The organism is Gemmatimonadota bacterium (assembly GCA_009835325.1).
Classification (GTDB): domain Bacteria; phylum JAAXHH01; class JAAXHH01; order JAAXHH01; family JAAXHH01; genus JAAXHH01.
Genome location: VXWP01000033.1, coordinates 1 through 17,598 on the forward strand (window position 1 = coordinate 1; position 17,598 = coordinate 17,598).

Annotated in this window: 13 protein-coding genes; 10 read left to right on the forward strand and 3 right to left on the reverse strand. The window is 62.9% G+C overall.

Annotated elements, in window-relative coordinates; genetic code table 11:
* Nucleotides 1–1,241: bifunctional NADH dehydrogenase FAD-containing subunit/selenide, water dikinase SelD (locus F4Z81_03570; GenBank protein ID MXW04130.1), on the reverse strand; the 1,241-nt coding region annotated here is incomplete at its 3' end.
* Nucleotides 1,242–1,407: 166 nt separating this feature from the next.
* Between F4Z81_03570 and F4Z81_03575 the strand changes: the two genes are divergently transcribed.
* The 9 genes from F4Z81_03575 (at nucleotide 1,408) to F4Z81_03615 (ending at nucleotide 12,923) form a co-directional block, all read left to right on the forward strand.
* Nucleotides 1,408–1,941 carry a hypothetical protein gene (locus tag F4Z81_03575; protein MXW04131.1) on the forward strand — a complete coding sequence of 178 codons (534 nt, stop codon included), beginning with the start codon at nucleotides 1,408–1,410 and terminating at the stop codon, nucleotides 1,939–1,941.
* Nucleotides 1,942–2,169: 228 nt separating this feature from the next.
* A complete protein-coding gene (locus F4Z81_03580) occupies nucleotides 2,170–2,904 on the forward strand; it encodes an RraA family protein (GenBank protein ID MXW04132.1) in 735 nt (244 codons plus the stop codon).
* Nucleotides 2,904–4,385 carry a sulfatase gene (locus F4Z81_03585; protein MXW04133.1) on the forward strand — a complete coding sequence of 494 codons (1,482 nt, stop codon included), beginning with the start codon at nucleotides 2,904–2,906 and terminating at the stop codon, nucleotides 4,383–4,385. Before F4Z81_03580 ends, F4Z81_03585 begins: the two co-directional genes overlap by 1 nt.
* Before the next feature lie 41 nt (nucleotides 4,386–4,426).
* Nucleotides 4,427–6,223, forward strand: a complete 1,797-nt coding sequence (locus tag F4Z81_03590; protein MXW04134.1) for a peptide ABC transporter substrate-binding protein — start codon at nucleotides 4,427–4,429, stop codon at nucleotides 6,221–6,223.
* Nucleotides 6,224–6,270: 47 nt separating this feature from the next.
* A complete protein-coding gene (locus F4Z81_03595) occupies nucleotides 6,271–7,095 on the forward strand; it encodes a phytanoyl-CoA dioxygenase family protein (protein ID MXW04135.1) in 825 nt (274 codons plus the stop codon).
* 9 nt (nucleotides 7,096–7,104) lie between these two features.
* Entirely contained in the window at nucleotides 7,105–8,454 is a 1,350-nt protein-coding gene (locus tag F4Z81_03600; protein ID MXW04136.1) for a sulfatase-like hydrolase/transferase, read from the forward strand.
* 46 nt (nucleotides 8,455–8,500) lie between these two features.
* Nucleotides 8,501–9,910, forward strand: coding sequence for a hypothetical protein (locus F4Z81_03605; protein MXW04137.1), 1,410 nt, complete (start codon nucleotides 8,501–8,503; stop codon nucleotides 9,908–9,910).
* 69 nt (nucleotides 9,911–9,979) lie between these two features.
* Nucleotides 9,980–11,506, forward strand: a complete 1,527-nt coding sequence (locus F4Z81_03610; protein ID MXW04138.1) for a sulfatase-like hydrolase/transferase — start codon at nucleotides 9,980–9,982, stop codon at nucleotides 11,504–11,506.
* 112 nt (nucleotides 11,507–11,618) lie between these two features.
* Nucleotides 11,619–12,923: an anaerobic sulfatase maturase gene (locus F4Z81_03615; GenBank protein MXW04139.1), complete on the forward strand. Its 1,305-nt coding sequence runs from the start codon at nucleotides 11,619–11,621 to the stop codon at nucleotides 12,921–12,923.
* Between the two features lie 69 nt (nucleotides 12,924–12,992).
* Here F4Z81_03615 and F4Z81_03620 read toward each other — a convergent pair whose 3' ends face one another.
* Together F4Z81_03620 and F4Z81_03625 are read right to left on the reverse strand one after the other, a co-directional pair.
* Nucleotides 12,993–13,646 (reverse strand): GPP34 family phosphoprotein, encoded by a 654-nt coding sequence (locus F4Z81_03620; protein ID MXW04140.1) that lies wholly within the window; start codon nucleotides 13,644–13,646, stop codon nucleotides 12,993–12,995.
* Nucleotides 13,647–13,830: 184 nt separating this feature from the next.
* Nucleotides 13,831–16,239, reverse strand: coding sequence for a TonB-dependent receptor (locus F4Z81_03625; protein MXW04141.1), 2,409 nt, complete (start codon nucleotides 16,237–16,239; stop codon nucleotides 13,831–13,833).
* A gap of 281 nt (nucleotides 16,240–16,520) precedes the next feature.
* Here F4Z81_03625 and F4Z81_03630 point away from each other — a divergent pair, with 281 nt between their 5' ends.
* Entirely contained in the window at nucleotides 16,521–17,471 is a 951-nt protein-coding gene (locus tag F4Z81_03630; protein ID MXW04142.1) for a porin family protein, read from the forward strand.
* Nucleotides 17,472–17,598 lie beyond the last annotated feature (127 nt).

The following is a 17,598-nucleotide window of genomic DNA, read 5'->3' on the forward strand; positions in this document are numbered from 1 at the left end:
CTGCCGGCCGGCTCCATGGGCGGCAGCAGGGCGGGGTCGAATTTCCGCATCCAGCGCCGATCGATCCAGTCCTTCAGCCGCCACACCCAGGGGCCGTGGAAGGAGGCGTGGCGACGGCTCGCGACGGCGTTGCGCGTCCCGGTCATGAGCAGTGCGAGCGCGGAACCCTGGGGCCTGTAGGGAACCAGGGATCGGTGCTCGAGCCAGGCATGGAGGTTACGGGCCAGGACCGGTCCCTCCCGGACCGCGTAGACCCCCGATTTGGGCAGGGAACGGGAAGGAAATTCAATACAGTCACCCGAGGCGAAGACGTTGTCGTAACCCATGGCCTGCAGGGAGGGCCGGACGCGGATGAACCCGGCGCCGCTGGTCTCCAGGTTTGTATCTTTCAACAGACCGGGCGGCGCTCCGCCCGTTGCCCAGAGCAGGAAGTCGCAGGGCAGGGACGGATGATCCTCGAAATGGACACCCGTTTTATCCACGCCCATGACTCGATTGCCGGTCAGGCAGGTGATCTCCTTTTCTTCGAGGTACCGTCCGATGATCGCGGCGACACGGGGACGGTGCCCGGTCAGCAAAGTCGTCTGCGAATCCACGAGGGTGATCCGGACGGGCGCAAATTTCGCTCCCCATCTCGAGTGCATGGCGAAGGCCAGTTCCACGCCCGCCGCGCCGCCTCCCGCGATGACGATCCGTAACGGGCCCCCGTCGCTCCGGTGGTTTTTCTCGAACTCGTGAACGCGCTTCAGCAGCAGGCCGAGCGGCCTCGTGGGCACGGCGTGTTCCCGCACGCCCGGGGTGTCCATGCCCCTGGGGATCGAACCGACGTTGATCGAGAGGGCATCGTAGGCAAGGGGTGGTCGGCCGTCGTCGAAGTAAACCTGCTGGAGGTCCGGGTCGAGGCCGGCCACCCGGGCCCGGACGAACCGGATGCCCGCCCAGTTGCAAAGCGGCCTCAATTCCATTTCCATCTCGTCGGGCCGGTACAGGCCGGCCAGGCAACCGGGCAGCATGCCGGAATAGCAGACGGTGGACTCGTCCGAGATGAGCGTGACGCGGATGCCCCCCAGGGCCTTCTTCATGGCCAGCATGCGGATCACCTGCACGTGGGAATGGCCGCCGCCGACCAGCACGAGGTCCTTTTTGAAAGGGACGGTCTGGATCATTAACGGAATATACTTGGCGAGACCGTGCAGCCAAAGTCCATAATGACTTGCGAGACCGTATCGACCATTGACCATGAAGATCTCGGCAGATAACCGAAAATGCCCGTTTTTCGGAGTCGATATCGAAACCTGATCGACCTTGACACGCGCAGTAGATTATCCTGACGATGCGGCCTTCCCTTAACACGGTGAACCGTATGCGAGAGATCCTGAGAAACCTGAACTTCCAAAAGGAGTATCAATGGCATTCAACATCAAAAAGCGCGGCAAGCTGACCTACTATTACCACGGCGAAAACCCGGTGCTGTCGGCCCTGGTTACGGAAGCGCAGCCGGATGGGGACATTAAGATCTACTTCGCCGGTCTCACGGGCGGCTATTCCGCCAAGGGTGTGCTGGAGCGGGATGAACTGATTTCGATGGAACCGGACCAGGAGATCCCCCTGGTCTTTCAAAGTTGGGAGAAGTGGCTGATTGACGCCGGCCTGTGCGAGTCGCTTCGGGATATCGACTTCATCGAAGTGCACGCCTTCGGGTGCCAGCCCAAGTCGCCGAATCCCCTCGTGGACCCGGTGGGTTACGCCGCCGAGCAGGATCGGCTGAAGGAAGCGTATGCCCGGGCGTATAGCAGCTTCTTCAGGGATTGTCTGCCGGACAACGGTGTGCCGTGCCGCTTTACGGTCCATCTCGTCGACGTCCCGGATAAAGCCGCGTCTTACGAGTTCTACTCAACAGCCCTGTGGCAGCGGTCGCTCCAGTCCGGTTCGTCTGATTAACGCGTGTGGATCCGACCCGGCGTGAAAGTTGAAGTCATTCGACCGACCGGGGGCCGGCTGCCGGCTGGACACGCAGTCGATTCGCCGTGCCCGCCGGGCTCGATTACCGGCTTGACACCCCGTCGAATCAGGACCATATTCACCGGGTTCATTCCACCGATTTGACGGACCGATTTTACGGTCTGATTTCCTACCTCTTTTCAGCACGCACCCCGGAAGGAGCGATGCATGCCCACGCGGTCCCCGCAGGAGACGCTGGAGGCGCTGAAACAGTTCGACACCCCTACGATCACCAACGTGGTGGCCACCTATCCCACCCATCCCCTCTGCCTCGGTCTATACAACCCGTGGGCGGTGAACTGGTACACGGACCAATCCATTAAATGCATGTATCCCGAACTCGGGCGCACCGTGGGCTACGCCGTCACCTGCGTCTTCGGCCTGCCCGAGCCGGGTTTCAAGAACCTCTCCTTCATCGATGTCATCGACGCCCTGGACGAATCCCCCGGGCCGACGATTCTCGTGATCCGGCAGAATTTCCCCGAGGAGATCGCCGGAAAAGTGGGATTGGCGGGCGGGAACATGACGGCTTCCGCAAAGGCCGTGGGTTGCGTGGGCGTGGTTTCCAACGGACCGTCGCGGGACATACACGAGATCCGGCCGATGGAGGTCCAGTACCTGCTCAGCGGCGTCACGCCGGGCCACGGGGACCAGGCCGTGCACGCGGTGAACGTGCCCGTATCCGTGGGCGGCATGGACGTGGCGCCGGGCGAGATCATCCACATGGACGAGAACGGCGCGTGCAAGTTTCCCGCCGACAGGATGGACGCGGTGCTCGAGAACGCCACCGCGCTGGCGGAGGAGGAAGAAGCACGCATCGATGCCTTCGAACGCGCCCGGTCGGCTGACGACGTCAAGGCGATCCTGGGCGGACACAGCTACGGCAAGAAAGAAGATGAATAATGAAATGCGTATTCATCGTACTTGATACCGTCCGCCGGGACTACCTTTCAACTTACGGCAACGACTGGGTGCATACGCCCGCCCTGGACCGATTGGCCGAACGGGGCGTCGTTTTCGACAATCACTGGGTGGGCTCGCTGCCCTGCATGCCCGCGCGGCGGGAGTTCATGACCGGGCGGTACAATTTCATCTACCGGGGTTGGGGTCCCATCGAACCCTACGACGATACGCTGCCGGGCGAGTTGCGGAAGAACGACGTCTTCACCCACCTGCTGACCGATCATTACCACTACTTCGAACTCGGGGGCGAGAACTATCACACGGCGTTCAACACCTGGGACTTCTTCCGCGGCCAGGAGAACGACTGGTGGGCGTCCCACGTGGACCGCATGGCCCTGCCCGACTACCTGGGGCAACTCAGCCAGCAGAATTTCGGCAACCGCAAACTGCAGCAGCGCGAGGAGGACTTCTCCGGCCCGAAGACCGCGCAGGCGGCCATCGAGTGGCTGAAGACGAACCGGGCGTCCGACGACTGGTTCCTGCAGGTCGAGATCTTCGATCCCCACGAACCCTTCTACTGCACCGAGAAGTACCGGGCCATGTACGGCGACGATTACGACGGGCCTTTCTACGACTGGCCCAGCTACGACGAGGTCCACGAATCCCCCGAAGCGGTCGAACACATCCGGAAGTGCTACGCCGGACTGCTCACGATGACGGACCACTGGGTGGGCCGGATATTCGATACGCTCGACGACCTGGGACTGTGGGACGACACGTTGGTCGTGTTCACGACGGATCACGGGACCATGCTGGCGGAGCATGACTTCTGGATGAAGAACATCATGCCCCTGTACAACGAGATTGTCCGGATTCCGCTGATCGTGAGCCTGCCCGGCAACGAGCGGGCCGGCACGCGCACCGGAGCGCTCACGCAGACCATCGACCTGATGCCGACTTTTCTCGACTACTTCGATACCCCGCCGCCTCCCCACGTCCAGGGACGTTCCCTGCGGAAGGTGCTGGACGGCGACGGAGGCCGGAAGGACGGCATCTTCGGATATTTCGGGATGGCGATGAACATCACGGACGGAAGGTTCGTGTACATGCGCAACCCGGTCAACGAGGACGCGGGACCGCTGTATGCGTACACGGCCATGCCCACGGGCGGCTTGAACCGCTGGTATCCCAGGGAGGTGTACGACCGGGTCGAAACCGGCCGGTACTTCGGCCACACCTACAACCTACCGTTGTACAAAATCCCCACCGACGGGAAGGTCCCGCGGCACCACCCCGACGAAGCGTCCTACGCGGGGCGGAACCAGCTGTTCGACGTCGCGGCGGACCCGGCACAGCAGCACCCTATAGAAGATCCGGCATTGGAAGCCCGGTTCACAGAACGGATCGCCGGGCATCTGAAGGCCTGCGAGGCCATGCCCGAACAGTTCTCCCGCCTGGGCATCGACCCGCCAGGAGCGTAGGCAGGTCCATCGATCCGCTCGGAGCTTTGGATGGAAAGATCATGAAGAAGACGCTAGTCCTTCGACGTTTCCCGGCGACGCTCCTGCTCGCCTTCGCGCTGATGTTCGTGAACTGCGGCGGCCAGCCTGCGCAGGACGATCCCGATGAAAGTGCTCCCGAGTTGTTCTTCGGCCAGACCGCGGAAATGAAGGAGGCGGCCCACGCCGCGCTGATGGAGCGCCTGCCCGACGACGCCGCGCCCCTGGAGTACCAGGTGTTCCGGTACATGGCCGCGGAACCCAAGAGCATGGACCAGGGCGTCTCGATCTACGTGGCGGGCGGAAGCGAGTTCCACTTCGAGCGTCTCGTCATGTTCGGACTGAACGGGGAGCTTATCCCCGGCGCGGCGCAGTCGTGGGAACCCACTGAGGACGGCAAGACCTGGACCTTTCACCTGCGCCGGGACGGCCGGTGGAGCGACGGCCGGCCCGTCACGGCCCATGATTTCGAATATACCTTCAAGCGGTTTCTCCATCCCAACGCGGGCAACGTCTACGCCTTTCTCTATTACGACATCAAGGGCGCCCGTGCCTACAACCAGCGGGAAACGGACGACGTGAGCACTGTGGGCGTTACGGCCCTGGACGACTACACCCTGGTCATCGAGACGGAGCAGTCCTGCGCCTTCCTGCCCCATATCACCGCCTACCTCACTTCCGCACCCGTCCCGCCCTGGCAGGTGGAGAAGTACGGGGATCAGTGGGCGCTTGCCGGCACCTGCCTGACCAACGGACCCTTCCAGCTCGAGACGTGGAAAACGGGCCAGTACATGACTTTCGGTCTGAACCCCCATTACACCGGATCCAATCCCGGTCATCTCCGCCAGATCGTCCGCATATTCAACGCCATGGTCGGATCGGCCAGCGCGGCGAACGACATGGGACTACTGCCTTACGAGAACGACGAGATCGACGTGATCGACGTCAGCCCCATGGTCTACGGCGGCCTGCGTAACGACCCGGAGTGGAACGAACGGGCGTGGTCCTACGACCAGTTCACGACGATCTACCTGTTCTTCCGGACGCGCGAGCCCCCCTTCGACAACCTCAAGGTCCGCCAGGCCTTCGCCCACGCCATCGACCAGGAGTCGCTGAACGAGACGATTCTCCAGGGCATGATGATCCCCGCCTACACCATGCTGCCGCTCCATTTCCCCGGCTACGTGGGTGACAAGTACCGGGACCACCAGCGGTTCGACGTGGACCTCGCCCGGCAGCTGCTTGCCGAGGCCGGCTATCCGGAGGGCAGGGGATTCCCGCGGATGGATATATGGCTCGCCGACGCCACCCCCGCTTCCGCCATCAGCCAGGTGGCCCAGGCGATCCAGGAGATGCTCAAGGAGAACCTGAATATCCAGATCGGCATCCAGAACACCGAAGGAGCAGCGTACCGGTCGGCCATGTACAACTGGGAGTTTCCCATGAGCATCATCGGGTTCAACTACGACTTCCCCGATCCCCACAGCATGCTGGGCATCATCTGGCGGTCCCAGCCCAGGGGCTACACGCGCCACGACTGGCTGAACCCGGAATTCGACCGGCTGATCGACGCGGCGGCCGGAGACCTGAACCACGAAGCACGCCTGGCGATGTACGACGAGGCCGAGGGGATACTCGCCTCCGAGGCCGCGGCCGTCTTCCTGTGGCATGTCAAGACCTACCAGTTGCGCAAGCCCTGGCTGAAGGGGTTCCGTGAAGACCGGTGGGGCAACTTCCCCAATTACCGGAACGCAAACACGTACTATGACCTCTACATCGGTGAAGAGGCCGTGGAAAGCGACCGACGCATTGACTATTAAGGCGCCGGGGCGACAGGCACGCTTTGACCGAAGGATCGACTACTGACATGGAAAACGGACACCAGTACATCGAGATGACCGATGCGCAGCGGGAACATATCGACCAGTACGGATACCTGGTTATCGAAGACGCCCTGCCTCCGGCGGTCGTCGGGGAGTTGAACGGGGCCATCGACGAAGTGTACGACCGGGCCCGGAAGGAAGGCACGCTTGGGAAAGGCGGCGATCTGAACATGCGGAACTGCATCGTGGCCCACGACGCCTTCCTGCAACTGCTGGACTGGCCGGCGACCATTCCCCTGGCCTGGGGCGCGCTCAGCTGGAACATCCAGATGATCACCTCCCACCTCATCGTACTGCCATCGGGACCGGAACCTACCGAGGAGGCCAAGCGCGGACACGGCATGCACCGTGACGGCGGCCGGTCCTTCGTGGAAATGCAGGAACCCCATCCCCGCATCCTGCTGAAGATCGCCTACGTGCTCAGCGACCAGACGGATCCTTCCTCCGGGGCCACTTCCCTGGTGCCCGGCAGCAACCGGATTACGGGGCAGCCGCCCAGGGACCCGGACACGGGATGGCCCTATGGCGCCATCCAGATGAACCTGCCCGCCGGCAGCGCATTCCTGTTCGAGCAGCGCACATTCCACTGTATCGGACACAACTGGAGCGGCCACGACCGTCGGACCATCTTCATGGGCTATGCGTACCGCTGGGTCAAGCCCATGGATTACATCCAGATGCCGAAGTCCCTCGTGGAACGCTGCTCGCCGTTGCAGAAACAGTTGATCGGCGAGGTGGGAGACGCCCTCAGCTACTACCTGCCGGAAGACGAGGACGTCCCGCTGAAGGCATTCCTCGCCGGGAAATGATACCCGCCCATGTCCAATGTCCTCCTGCTCATCTCCGACGAGCACAACCCTTTCTATTCCTCGGTCTACGGCCATCCTTTTGTTCAGACGCCAGCCATGGACCGTCTCGCGGCGAACGGGGTCGTCTACGATAGCGCCTACTGCCCGTCGCCCCTGTGCACACCCAGCCGGTCCGCCTTCATGACGGGGCGCAGAGTGCACGAGATCCAGGCCTATTCCAACTGCATCCTCGGTGTCGAACCGGACATTCCCACCTACGGAGGCGCCTTGTCGGAACAGGGCGTATACTCCGTGCACGCGGGCAAGACACACGTCTTCGCACCGAGCGGTGAGTTGGGTTTCAGCGAGGTGCGCCTGGGCGGCAGGGAACGAGGCGCCGGCGATCCGGAAATCGGTCGTCGGCCCTTCCGGATCAGGCAGGCAGCCGCAGAACGGGCGGCCCAGTTCGGGGTAAAGGAGTCCCATCTCCGCCTCGACCTGGATCGCGTCGATGCGGCCGTGGACTGGCTGACGCATGTCGCGCCATCGCTGGGGCGACCGTGGACCCTCACGGTAAACATCATCCATCCCCATTTCCCCCATTACACCTCGCAGGAGCTGTGGGATCTCTATTCCCAGGGCGGCGATCTGCCGGAATACGGGGTCGACGAGGATACCGCGAACCATCCCCGCGCCCGTGAAGTGCGCGAACATTTCCAAACGGATCATTTCACCGAGGATCAGGTGCGGGGCCAGCGCCGCGGTTACCTGGCCTGCGTGACCTTCGTGGACCGGCAACTGGCGCGCCTGGTCGAGGCGCTGCAAGCAGCGGGGCTGTATGACTATACCAATGTTATCTACACGTCGGATCACGGCGAGATGCTCGGCAAGTTCGGCATGTGGTGGAAATGCTCCCTCTACGAAGACGCAAGCCGCATTCCCTGCATCGCGGCGGGACCCGACTTCCCGCCCGGGCTGCGGGTTTCGACACCGGTGGACCTCCACGACGTCCAGGCGAGCCTCTTCGCGTCGACGGGCGCAGAACGGCCGGCAGACTGGGTGGGCCGTCCCCTGCAGCATGTGCCCGAGGACGATGATCAGCGCATGGTGTTCTCGGAATACCATGGCCATGGAGCCCGGCACAGTGCTTTCATGATCCGGAAAGGAAAATGGAAATATCTCCATCACATCGGCACGCCCCACCAGTTGTTCGATCTGGAAAGAGATCCCGATGAACTTCGGAACGTGCATGAGGCGCACCCGGCGGTCGCTGCCGACCTGGAACGGGAACTCCGCCTAATCTGCGATCCAGAGACGGAGGACGACCGCGCGGACCAGTTCATCGAGGCGCAGCTCGCGTCCATGGCGTCCGCCGGCTGAGTGAAGACCGCCGACAGACTGACCACCGCCCACCCAACGGAGACCGATGAGCGAGAAACGACTGCTGGGCATCACCGTCCTGGCCGATTTCATCCTGAACGAAGGGGTGGAAGCCGTGCTGGACAACCTGGTGGACCGGGCGGGCGCCACGGCCGTGGCGGTGAATCCCACGGTGACCGCGCCGTCCGAGGAGGGCGTCGGTTCCTTCCAGCCGCCCAGCGACGCCGGCAGCAGTCCCCGCCTCTTCGACCGGCCGCTGTGGGGCCGACGTTCGCTTTGGGTCCGGAGTGCACCGAGTTACAAACCCCGTCTGTCGTATTATGCAGAAACCCCGTACAAGCCCCGTGAACCCAACGAACTGACGGACGCCTGCGGCGACCTGATCGAACGGTTCATCGACGCGGCGCTGGACCGTGGGCTCGAGGTCTATCTGCAGCTGAGCGGCGCGACACCGCCGGGCCTGTCGGACGAGGACCGGCCGCGAAGGCCGGACGGGGAGCTGCCGGACCGCATGGCCGACACGGGCTGCCTCGCCAGCGAGGCGATCCGGGCTTTTATCGCCGCTTACGTGCGTGACCTGCTTGAACAGTATCCCCGCGTAACCGGCTTTCGCCCCGACTGGCCCGAGTATCCCTGTTACAAGCTGGACGAGGCCTTCCAGGACTTCAATCCCCAGGTGGCGCGGTGGGCCTCGGCCAACGGGTTCGACTTCGAAGCCATCCACCGGGACGTGCGGGCGGCCTACGTTTACCTGCACGGAAGGCTCGAAAACCGGGACCTGCTCGACCTCGGCGGCCCCGGCCGAGGCGCGGCGACGCTGGCCGCCGTATTCCGGTCCTTTCCCGGCATCGCGGAATGGCTGCGACTGAAATCCGCCTTGTCAGGCGACCTGCTGCGGCACTGGAGAACGGTCATCACGACGCACGGCGGTCCCGATAAGAAGCTATCGGCCAACGCCTTCATGACGCCACTCACCTTGTGGACCGGCTTCGATTTCCGCGGCGCTCCGGAGACCTGCGACGCGGTGTCCCCCAAGCTGTATACCATGCACTGGTCGGTCATGGTGGAATTCTGGGGAAAGGTGCTGCTGGAACATAATCCCGGCCTGGACGAACGGCTCCTGGTGCGTTCGCTCGCCCACCTCTTCGACCTCGGAGACGAAATCACGGCCACCCGGATCGACGATTACGGGTACCCCGATCCCGATGAGCCCCATCCTATCCCCGATGACGCCCAGCGGCGGCGCATCGAGCAGGTCTGCGCGGAGGTGAACGGGCGCGCGCTCGTCACGCCACTCATGCACGGCTACGGCCCCCTGCATGATTTCGCCCGCCGTTTCCGGGTGGTGGCGGAGAGTCCGGCCGACGGCGTATGGATCAACCGGTACGGGTACCTGAGCGACGACAAGCTGGACGCGGTGGGGCGTATCTGGCGGCAGGCCCGTCGAGCATCTTGAAAACGCGCCCTGGACGTGATCGGCCGGCTCCGGCGGCACATCGACGGCAGACCCGGTAGAGGAAACCCGATGACCCGTCCCAACATCCTCTTCATCATGACGGACCAGCAGCGTTTCGATACGATCGCCGCGCTGGGCAACGAGCATATCTATACCCCCAACATGGACCGTCTCGTGCGGCGGGGCGTGTCCTTTACCCAGGGCTACTCGACCTGTCCTGTCTGCGTGGCGGCGCGGACGACCATCCGTACGGGATGCGATCCGCCCACGACGCGGGTATTCAGCAACGGCCGGTCCGCGCCCGTGCCCGGCCAGGCCGATACGCTCGAGGGCCGGTGCGGAGACTATCTTGCCCGTACCCTTTCGGCCGCGGGCTACCGGACCTTCGGCGTGGGGAAGTTCCACACCTTCCCGTGGAACGAGGACGTGGGTTATGCGTCCCAGCTCCACAGCGAGGAACTCTACGGCAGTGAGGAGCAGCGGCGCGGAGACGCCTACGCGGGCTGGATCGCCCGCGAGCATCCGGATTTCGACTATATCGAAGCGCTCATGGGGGAGCGGACCGAGATGTACTACATGCCCCAGGCAAGCCCGCTGCCCGCCCACTTGACCGTGGAGTCCTGGGCCGCGGACCGCGCGATCGAGGCGCTAAGCGCGTTCGATGACCGGCCGTATTTCGGTTTCGTGTCCTTCATCGGTCCCCATCCGCCCTTCGCGCCGCCCGTGCCCTTCAACCGGATCTACGACCCCGACCGCATGCCGGGGCCCGTGTGCGGCGACCAGAACGTGGACCACCTGGACGAGCAGATTCCCTTCATGAACCGGATCATCTGGGCCGATGAAATCAACGACGCGCTGACCCGCGTCCTCAAGGCCCGCTATTACGGAGAGATCACCTACATCGACGATTGCCTGGGCCGGATACTGGACGCCGTCGAGACCCGCGAGGACGCCGGCAACACCCTCATCTGCTTCTTCTCGGATCACGGCGACCACCTCGGGGATCATACCGCATGGCAGAAGGAGAGTTTCTTCGACGTCTCGGCGCGCGTGCCCTTCCTGGTAAGCTGGCCCGACCGCCTGCCGCGTGACGTTCGACGAGACGACCTCGTTTGCCTGACCGACCTCTTCGGCATCGCTACCCACGCCGCCGGACAGCCTCAGGCGCGCGACGGCGTGGACGTGATTGGAGTGCTAGAAGGAACAGCCCCGCCCAGGGAGACCCTCTTCGGGTATTACGGCGAACCGGGTACGGACCGGTTCAAAATCATGGTACGAAGCGGCGATTGGAAGTATATTTACCTTGCGAACGGCGGCAGGGAGCAGCTGTTCAACACCGCCGAAGACCCGCCCGAAGTTACGAACCGGGCCACGTCCGACCGGGATGTCGCCGACGACCTGTACCGGCGGGGCGTGCAGGCTTGCGGCCATCCGGGCGCCACCGACGCTCTGGATGGCGACCGCCTGCGGTCCTTTCCCTATACGAAGTGGAAGGCCTCCCGTATCTACCAGTTCGACCGGTCGCGGGGCGTGCGGGGGTTTCCAGGTCATCCGCGCGAAGTGCTGGATCCGTGGATCCGGCACGGCCGGCAGTAGTCCCGGATTGGCGGCATGACGTCATGTCGCAGGTTCGTATCTGCAAGAACGAAAAGACCCAGGATTTACCGTGAACCCAGTCGACACAACCACCGCGGTCCCGGCATCGTCCATGCCCTCGGCCGGAGGAGATCCGGTCCCGGTCCCGGCGTTTCACGTGATGATGAAGCCCCGGGGGGCCATCTGCAACCTCGACTGCAAGTACTGTTACTTCCTCGCCAAGGAGGATCTGTATCCCGGCAGCGGGTTCCGCATGTCCGACGATCTGCTCGAGGAATACACCAGGCAGTATATCGAAGCCCAGCAGGTGCCGGAAGTCACTTTCGCCTGGCAGGGCGGAGAGCCCACCCTCATGGGCCTCGAGTTCTTCCAAAAGGCCGTCGAGTTCCAGAAGAAATACCAGAAACCCGACACGCGTATCTACAACTCCCTGCAGACCAACGGCACGCTCCTCGACGCGGACTGGTGCCGTTTCTTCCACGAAAACGACTTCCTGATCGGCCTGAGCCTCGACGGCCCCAAAGCGCTGCACGACGCCTACCGGGTCGACAAGGGCGGCAAGCCGACCTTCGACGCGGTGATGGGCGCGGCGGAGATGATGCAGGTCCATGAGGTCGAGTTCAACATCCTGACCACGGTGCACGCGGCCAACGCGGAACATCCAACCGAAGTCTATCGCTTCATGCGGGACGTGGTGAAGACGCGGTTCCTTCAGTTCATCCCCATCGTGGAACGGGACAACGACACCGGGTACCAGGAAGGCAACGAGGTGACGAAGCGGTCGGTGACGGGGAAGCAGTACGGCCGGTTCCTGATCCGGATTTTCGACGAATGGGTGCGCCGGGACGTGGGGAAAATGTACGTGCAGATCTTCGACGTGTCGCTCGCCGCCTGGTCCGGCCAGAGCCCGGGGCTGTGCATTTTCATGGAGACCTGCGGCGATGCACTCGCCCTGGAGCACAACGGGGACCTCTACGCCTGCGACCACTACGTCGAGCCGGACTACTTGCTGGGCAATATCACCGAGATTCCGATGATGGAGATGGTCCTGTCCGAGCAGCAACGGGCCTTCGGGCAGGCCAAGCTGGACACGCTGCCGCAGTACTGCCTGTCATGCGACGTGCGGTTCATCTGCAACGGGGGATGTCCGAAGAACCGCATCATCACGACGCCAGACGGCGAACCGGGCCTGAACTACCTGTGCGAGGGGTACAAGGCCTTCTTCCACCACATCGACGGCCCCATGCGGTTCATGGCCAACGAACTGCGCCACAGGCGGGCTCCCGCCAACGTGATGACGTACATCCACCGGAAGGAAGCCGAGCTCAGAAGGCAGAAGGCGTTCAAATCGGCGGGGAGAAACGACCCCTGTCCGTGCGGAAGCGGCCTCAAGTACAAGCGGTGCCACGGCAGGTAGTCCGGTGACCGGTCCGTCGCGCACCGCGCCGGAAGTCCATCCTCCGCGCACCACACCGCCACTCGATCCTCACATATAGTAGCCGCGTTCCACCGCGAGGGTGAGGGACAGTTCGATGTCCGAGATCGCCCTGGACATGGCCTGGCCGATGAGGTCCAGCTTGCGCACCTGATCGATGCGATCGGAGGCCTGAGCGAGTTCCCGCGCAGACAGGATCTCTTTGAAGAGGTTGCACGCGTGGGCGAGGTTGATGATCACGACGTCGCGCGGGCTGGGAATCATATCGCTGAACAGCACTTCCATGATGCGTAGCTTGACTTCACGCTCGGCCGTTCCATCGATGATCGGATAGCGCCGCGACCGGAATACCCACAGGAACTGGCCTTCTTCCTTTTTCAGGATTCCCCGTTCGACGAGCCGGTCTATGGCTGTCTCCCGGATGTCTTCGGCGCGGTCGACGACGTGCTCGATCCAGTACCGCGCCCCGTGCGTTTCGGATGACGCCGCGATATCCGCCAGCACGGGGTCGAGAAGATTGTCTCCCAGGGGTTTCGAGTCCACGAGGACCAGCTTGTCGACATCGGTATCGATACGGTTTTCGAGAGCGAGGTCCATCAACACGCCACCGGCGAGACCGTATCGTAACAGACGATCGGGCACGCCCACGAATTTCCCGTCGTCGTCGAGCATGAGCAGCATGATCTCTTCCGCGAATCTTAACATCGTCTCTCCCCGGTCGTTGTTCGGATTTAGTGTGTGCCGCTGGTGTCCCCGTCATCCCTGAGAATTTGATCTGAAACCATAATAACCAGCCACTATTTATTTAACAATATGTAACTTTAATACGTGTCCGATTTCGTGTCCGGTGTCAAGGGAATAAAGCATCTCCAGAACCCGCGGGATCGCTTCAGAAATGGCGCGCAAGTTCCACGCCCCAGTAAGGCGGTTCGTTGACGAATCCGGTCAGGTTGTTGAAATCGATGCCGCCGGTAAGCGATACGTCATCGAAGACGTTTCGGCCGACCAGGGAGATCTCCGTCCCGGTGTTCCCGAACAGATAGGAGAGGCGCACGCCGCATTCCAGCAGCCGGTCGTCCTGGAATTCCACGGATTCGTAGAGAAAGAAGCGCACCGCGCTGCGGTAGGCCAGGTCGGCGGAGGCTACGAGAAAGGACCCGCCCGGCAGGGCCACCGGATAGCGCAGGGCCGCATCCGCGATCCATCGAGGCGCCTGGGGCAGCCCGTTGCCGTCGATCAGGACCGTACCGGGCTCCGGCCCCGGTGGATCCAGCACGGTGCACGGTGCGCCGCAGGGCTGCACGGCGAGTCGCTTGTCGTCGATGCGGGTATGATTGTAACTCAGGCCGCCCGTGACTTGTATCCCGCCCGGCCGCGCAAGGGCCACCTCCGCCTCGAAACCCCGTCCCAGGGTTCTGTCCGCGTTGACCAGCCGGTTGAAGTTGGTCTCGCCGCCTACGGCGGTGAGTTGCTGGTTCCGCAGCCGGTAGTGGAACGCGGACAGGTCGAGGTGGAGCCGCCCGTCCCACAGGCGCATTTTGGCCCCGCCTTCGATGGAGTGTATCGTTTCCGTCCCGGCTATGGAAACCTCGTCGCCGAAGAGCAGGCGGCCCTGGATGCTGGGTGCGCGGAAACCCCGGGCGGCGCGCAGGTAGGTCTGGACCCGGGGCGACGCGGCATATCGCATGCTCAGGTCACCGCTCCAGGCGTTGTCGGTCGGACTGCGCTGGATGGGTCCGATCGTGCCGGCGCCGGTGACCGCAGGCGCCTCGTCCCGCCACGCCGAGTAGTCTTTCGCGTCGCGGGAGAACCGGAGCCCCCCGGCGACCTCCAACGCGTCTCCCAGGTGCAGGGTGGATGCGAGGAACGCGGCCCACGCCTCGGCCTCCTGGTGCTGCCGGGTGAATCCGTCGGAGGTCCCGCCTGAGAGCGTATCGTAGTTGTAATCCTCGATGTCCACCGATTCGTTCAGGTAGTACAGGCCGATTTGGTAGTCCAGGGGCCGGTGTTCCTGGCTCACCAGGCGTAACTCCTGGCTGATCTGGCGCAGGAAGGGGATGCCCCCGGAGGTTTCGGAGGGGAAGGGAATAACCCCCGGTCCGCTCGGTGGGCTGAATACGGCGCCGAAGCCGCCGTCGATATCGCCTCGTGAGAAGCTCTCCAGCCGTTCCAATCCGGTCAGGGACACGAGTTGGTGCCGGTCCATCTGGTACCGCAACTCCATGGACATGCCGTAGGCGCGCAGTTCCTGGCTGTTGCGTCCGTCGATTGCGATCCGGTCCCGGGAGAAGCCGCTCACCAGTCCGCCGCGTCCGGGTTTAATCGCGTTGGCACGGAACGCCCGCGCGGAGCCGTCAAAGTTGCGGGCATGGAGCTTGACCAGCGATTCGAAATCCGGCGACGGTTTCCAGCTCAACTGGAGGCGGCCGGCCAGTTCCCGGTATCCGGCTATGGCTTCATTCGGACCGTCGTGTTCGTTTTCCACCCAGTCGTCCCGCCGTTGCAACAGCACCGAGAGACGCGCTGTGAGCCCGGAGGATCCGAGCGGTCCTGATACCGCTCCCTCGAAAACGGCGCTGTTGAAACGTCCGTAACCCAGGCGGCCGAAACCCCCAGGCGTTTCGGTCGGCCGCGCCGATTCAAGCTTGATGATGCCCGCCGGCGTGTTCCGGCCGAACAGGGTCCCCTGGGGGCCGCGCAATACCTCGATCCGGTCCAGGTCGAAGGCGGGATAGCCCTTCAGCATGACGTTTTCCAGTACGATGCCGTCATAGACCACGGAAACGGGTTGCGAGGCGTTCAGGTCGAAGTCCGTATTGCCGAGTCCCCTTATGTAGATGCGCGGAAAAACCCGGCCGTAGGAGGACTCCAGCTGCAGGCTGGGCACCCGGTTCGAAAGGAATCGAAGGTCCATGCCGGAAGCGCGAAGTGCGGTGGACTTCGCTTCCTGGATAGTGGACAGGGACAGCGGGACTTCGAAGGCTGGCTGCGCACGCTTGCGCGCCGTGACCACGACTTCCTCCATCACGATGGCGGGTTCATCGGGCGGTCTCGTGCTTTCTGTGCCTGCCTGTTCGGACTGCCCGGGAGATTCGGACGGGCTCGGTTCTGCCAGTTCATCGGACTCGGCGGACTGGGCAGGATCCTGGGGCGCCGGTCGGTTCTCCTGCGCGACTGACGCGCCGGCGGTGAAGACGAATGCCAGGCACAGAAACGTACGCAGTACAGTGGAGACGACCGCATCCGATGCAAGCGGCAGCATAGCGTTAAGGGAAGGGTACAAGATGCCGGTTTTCATCTGTCATCGCCCCGGGGTTGTACAGGTTAAACAAGGATGCACCGATGCCGGATACGGCTGCCCGGTAATCAGGCGAATCATCCGGCGCGCGCAAGGATGTCGGAATGAAAAACTGGCTGGATCGTTACGTCCTGTCAAGCCCAACGTCACCGTATGGAGAGAGGTCATACCACGCACCCTGATGATCGGGGACTTCCCTTCGAAAACGCTTGTTGCTAGAAGTGGACAACTCTATTTTCCGGCACAACATAACCACCCCGTTACCAGGAGATCGCATAAACATGAAGACAACCCGCGCCGTACCGGCCCTTTGCATATGCATGCTGGCGTTCCTGTCTTTTCCGGCCGAATCGGCCGCACAGGACCAGGAAGACGAAAGCCGCCGGGGATTCTATTTCGGCATGCAGGCCGGCGTATCCGTGCCTGGAGAATACGAATCCACGAGAACAAACACCAGGAGCGTTCCCACCAACTGCGATCAGTGGCTTCCCGGAGAGATCCTGAACGACGGAACCCCGGTTCCTCTTCCGCTGTCCGAGTGTTCGCCGCGCCTGTTTCCCGGGAGTCCCAACGGATTCGAACTGGGAGAGGGTATCCTGGCCGGTGTCCAGGCCGGGTATGTCCTGAAGGCCCTGCGTATCGAGGTCGAGTATTTTCGCAGAGGCCAGAGCGGGGCTTTCCTTCCGCTGGTCATTCCAGGCGACGCGAAACAGGCCGAGTTCGTGGAACGCAGCGAGAAGATCAGCGATTTCCGGACGGACAACCTCTTCGCGAATCTCTATTACGACTTCCGTGGCATGCTCTCACCCAACGCGACACCTTACCTTGGCGTGGGCGCCGGTCTGGCGCAACAGAAACTGTTCTACTCGGCAGTTTCCGTCCGAACCAACGACCGGGACAGAATGCGTCAACTGGGACGCAACAGCCATGCCGCCGGGCTGGCTTCTCTCGCCGATGCGAAGCTCTCTGACAGGATTTTCAGTTTCCAGTTACTTGCCGGCGTGGACTACGCGGTGGACGAGCGATTCTCGGCCGGCCTGAAACTGCGGTACGGCAGCGTCGGAGAGTTCCTGGATGGTGAAAACCCCTGGAGGTTGCTGCGGGGACATGAATCCACCGTGGGTCCGACTTCGGGAACCGGCTACGATATGCCCGTTCAGTACGAGATCAAGGGAAGCCCCTCGCATTTCTGGGGGATATCCCTGGGGTTGCGGTATCGTATCGGAGGGTAGCGGCGAACGAACTCAATGTCCGGCTGGGTTGGGCAGAAGGGTCGATGCCAGGCGAACACTATCCTGACGAACGCTATCCCGACGAACGCTACAGTAGATTGTCAAATTCACATTAAAAAACGGGCGC

Bases quoted from the DNA above. Each gene is read 5' to 3' on its own strand.
- F4Z81_03575 (MXW04131.1), top strand. From the start codon at position 1,408: ATGGCATTCAACATCAAAAAGCGCGGCAAGCTGACCTACTATTACCAC.
- F4Z81_03625 (MXW04141.1), bottom strand. From the start codon at position 16,239: ATGAAAACCGGCATCTTGTACCCTTCCCTTAACGCTATGCTGCCGCTT.
- F4Z81_03585 (MXW04133.1), top strand. From the start codon at position 2,904: ATGAAATGCGTATTCATCGTACTTGATACCGTCCGCCGGGACTACCTT.
- F4Z81_03615 (MXW04139.1), top strand. From the start codon at position 11,619: ATGCCCTCGGCCGGAGGAGATCCGGTCCCGGTCCCGGCGTTTCACGTG.
- F4Z81_03610 (MXW04138.1), top strand. From the start codon at position 9,980: ATGACCCGTCCCAACATCCTCTTCATCATGACGGACCAGCAGCGTTTC.
- F4Z81_03620 (MXW04140.1), bottom strand. From the start codon at position 13,646: ATGTTAAGATTCGCGGAAGAGATCATGCTGCTCATGCTCGACGACGAC.
- F4Z81_03605 (MXW04137.1), top strand. From the start codon at position 8,501: ATGAGCGAGAAACGACTGCTGGGCATCACCGTCCTGGCCGATTTCATC.
- F4Z81_03630 (MXW04142.1), top strand. From the start codon at position 16,521: ATGAAGACAACCCGCGCCGTACCGGCCCTTTGCATATGCATGCTGGCG.
- F4Z81_03590 (MXW04134.1), top strand. From the start codon at position 4,427: ATGAAGAAGACGCTAGTCCTTCGACGTTTCCCGGCGACGCTCCTGCTC.
- F4Z81_03595 (MXW04135.1), top strand. From the start codon at position 6,271: ATGGAAAACGGACACCAGTACATCGAGATGACCGATGCGCAGCGGGAA.
- F4Z81_03580 (MXW04132.1), top strand. From the start codon at position 2,170: ATGCCCACGCGGTCCCCGCAGGAGACGCTGGAGGCGCTGAAACAGTTC.
- F4Z81_03600 (MXW04136.1), top strand. From the start codon at position 7,105: ATGTCCAATGTCCTCCTGCTCATCTCCGACGAGCACAACCCTTTCTAT.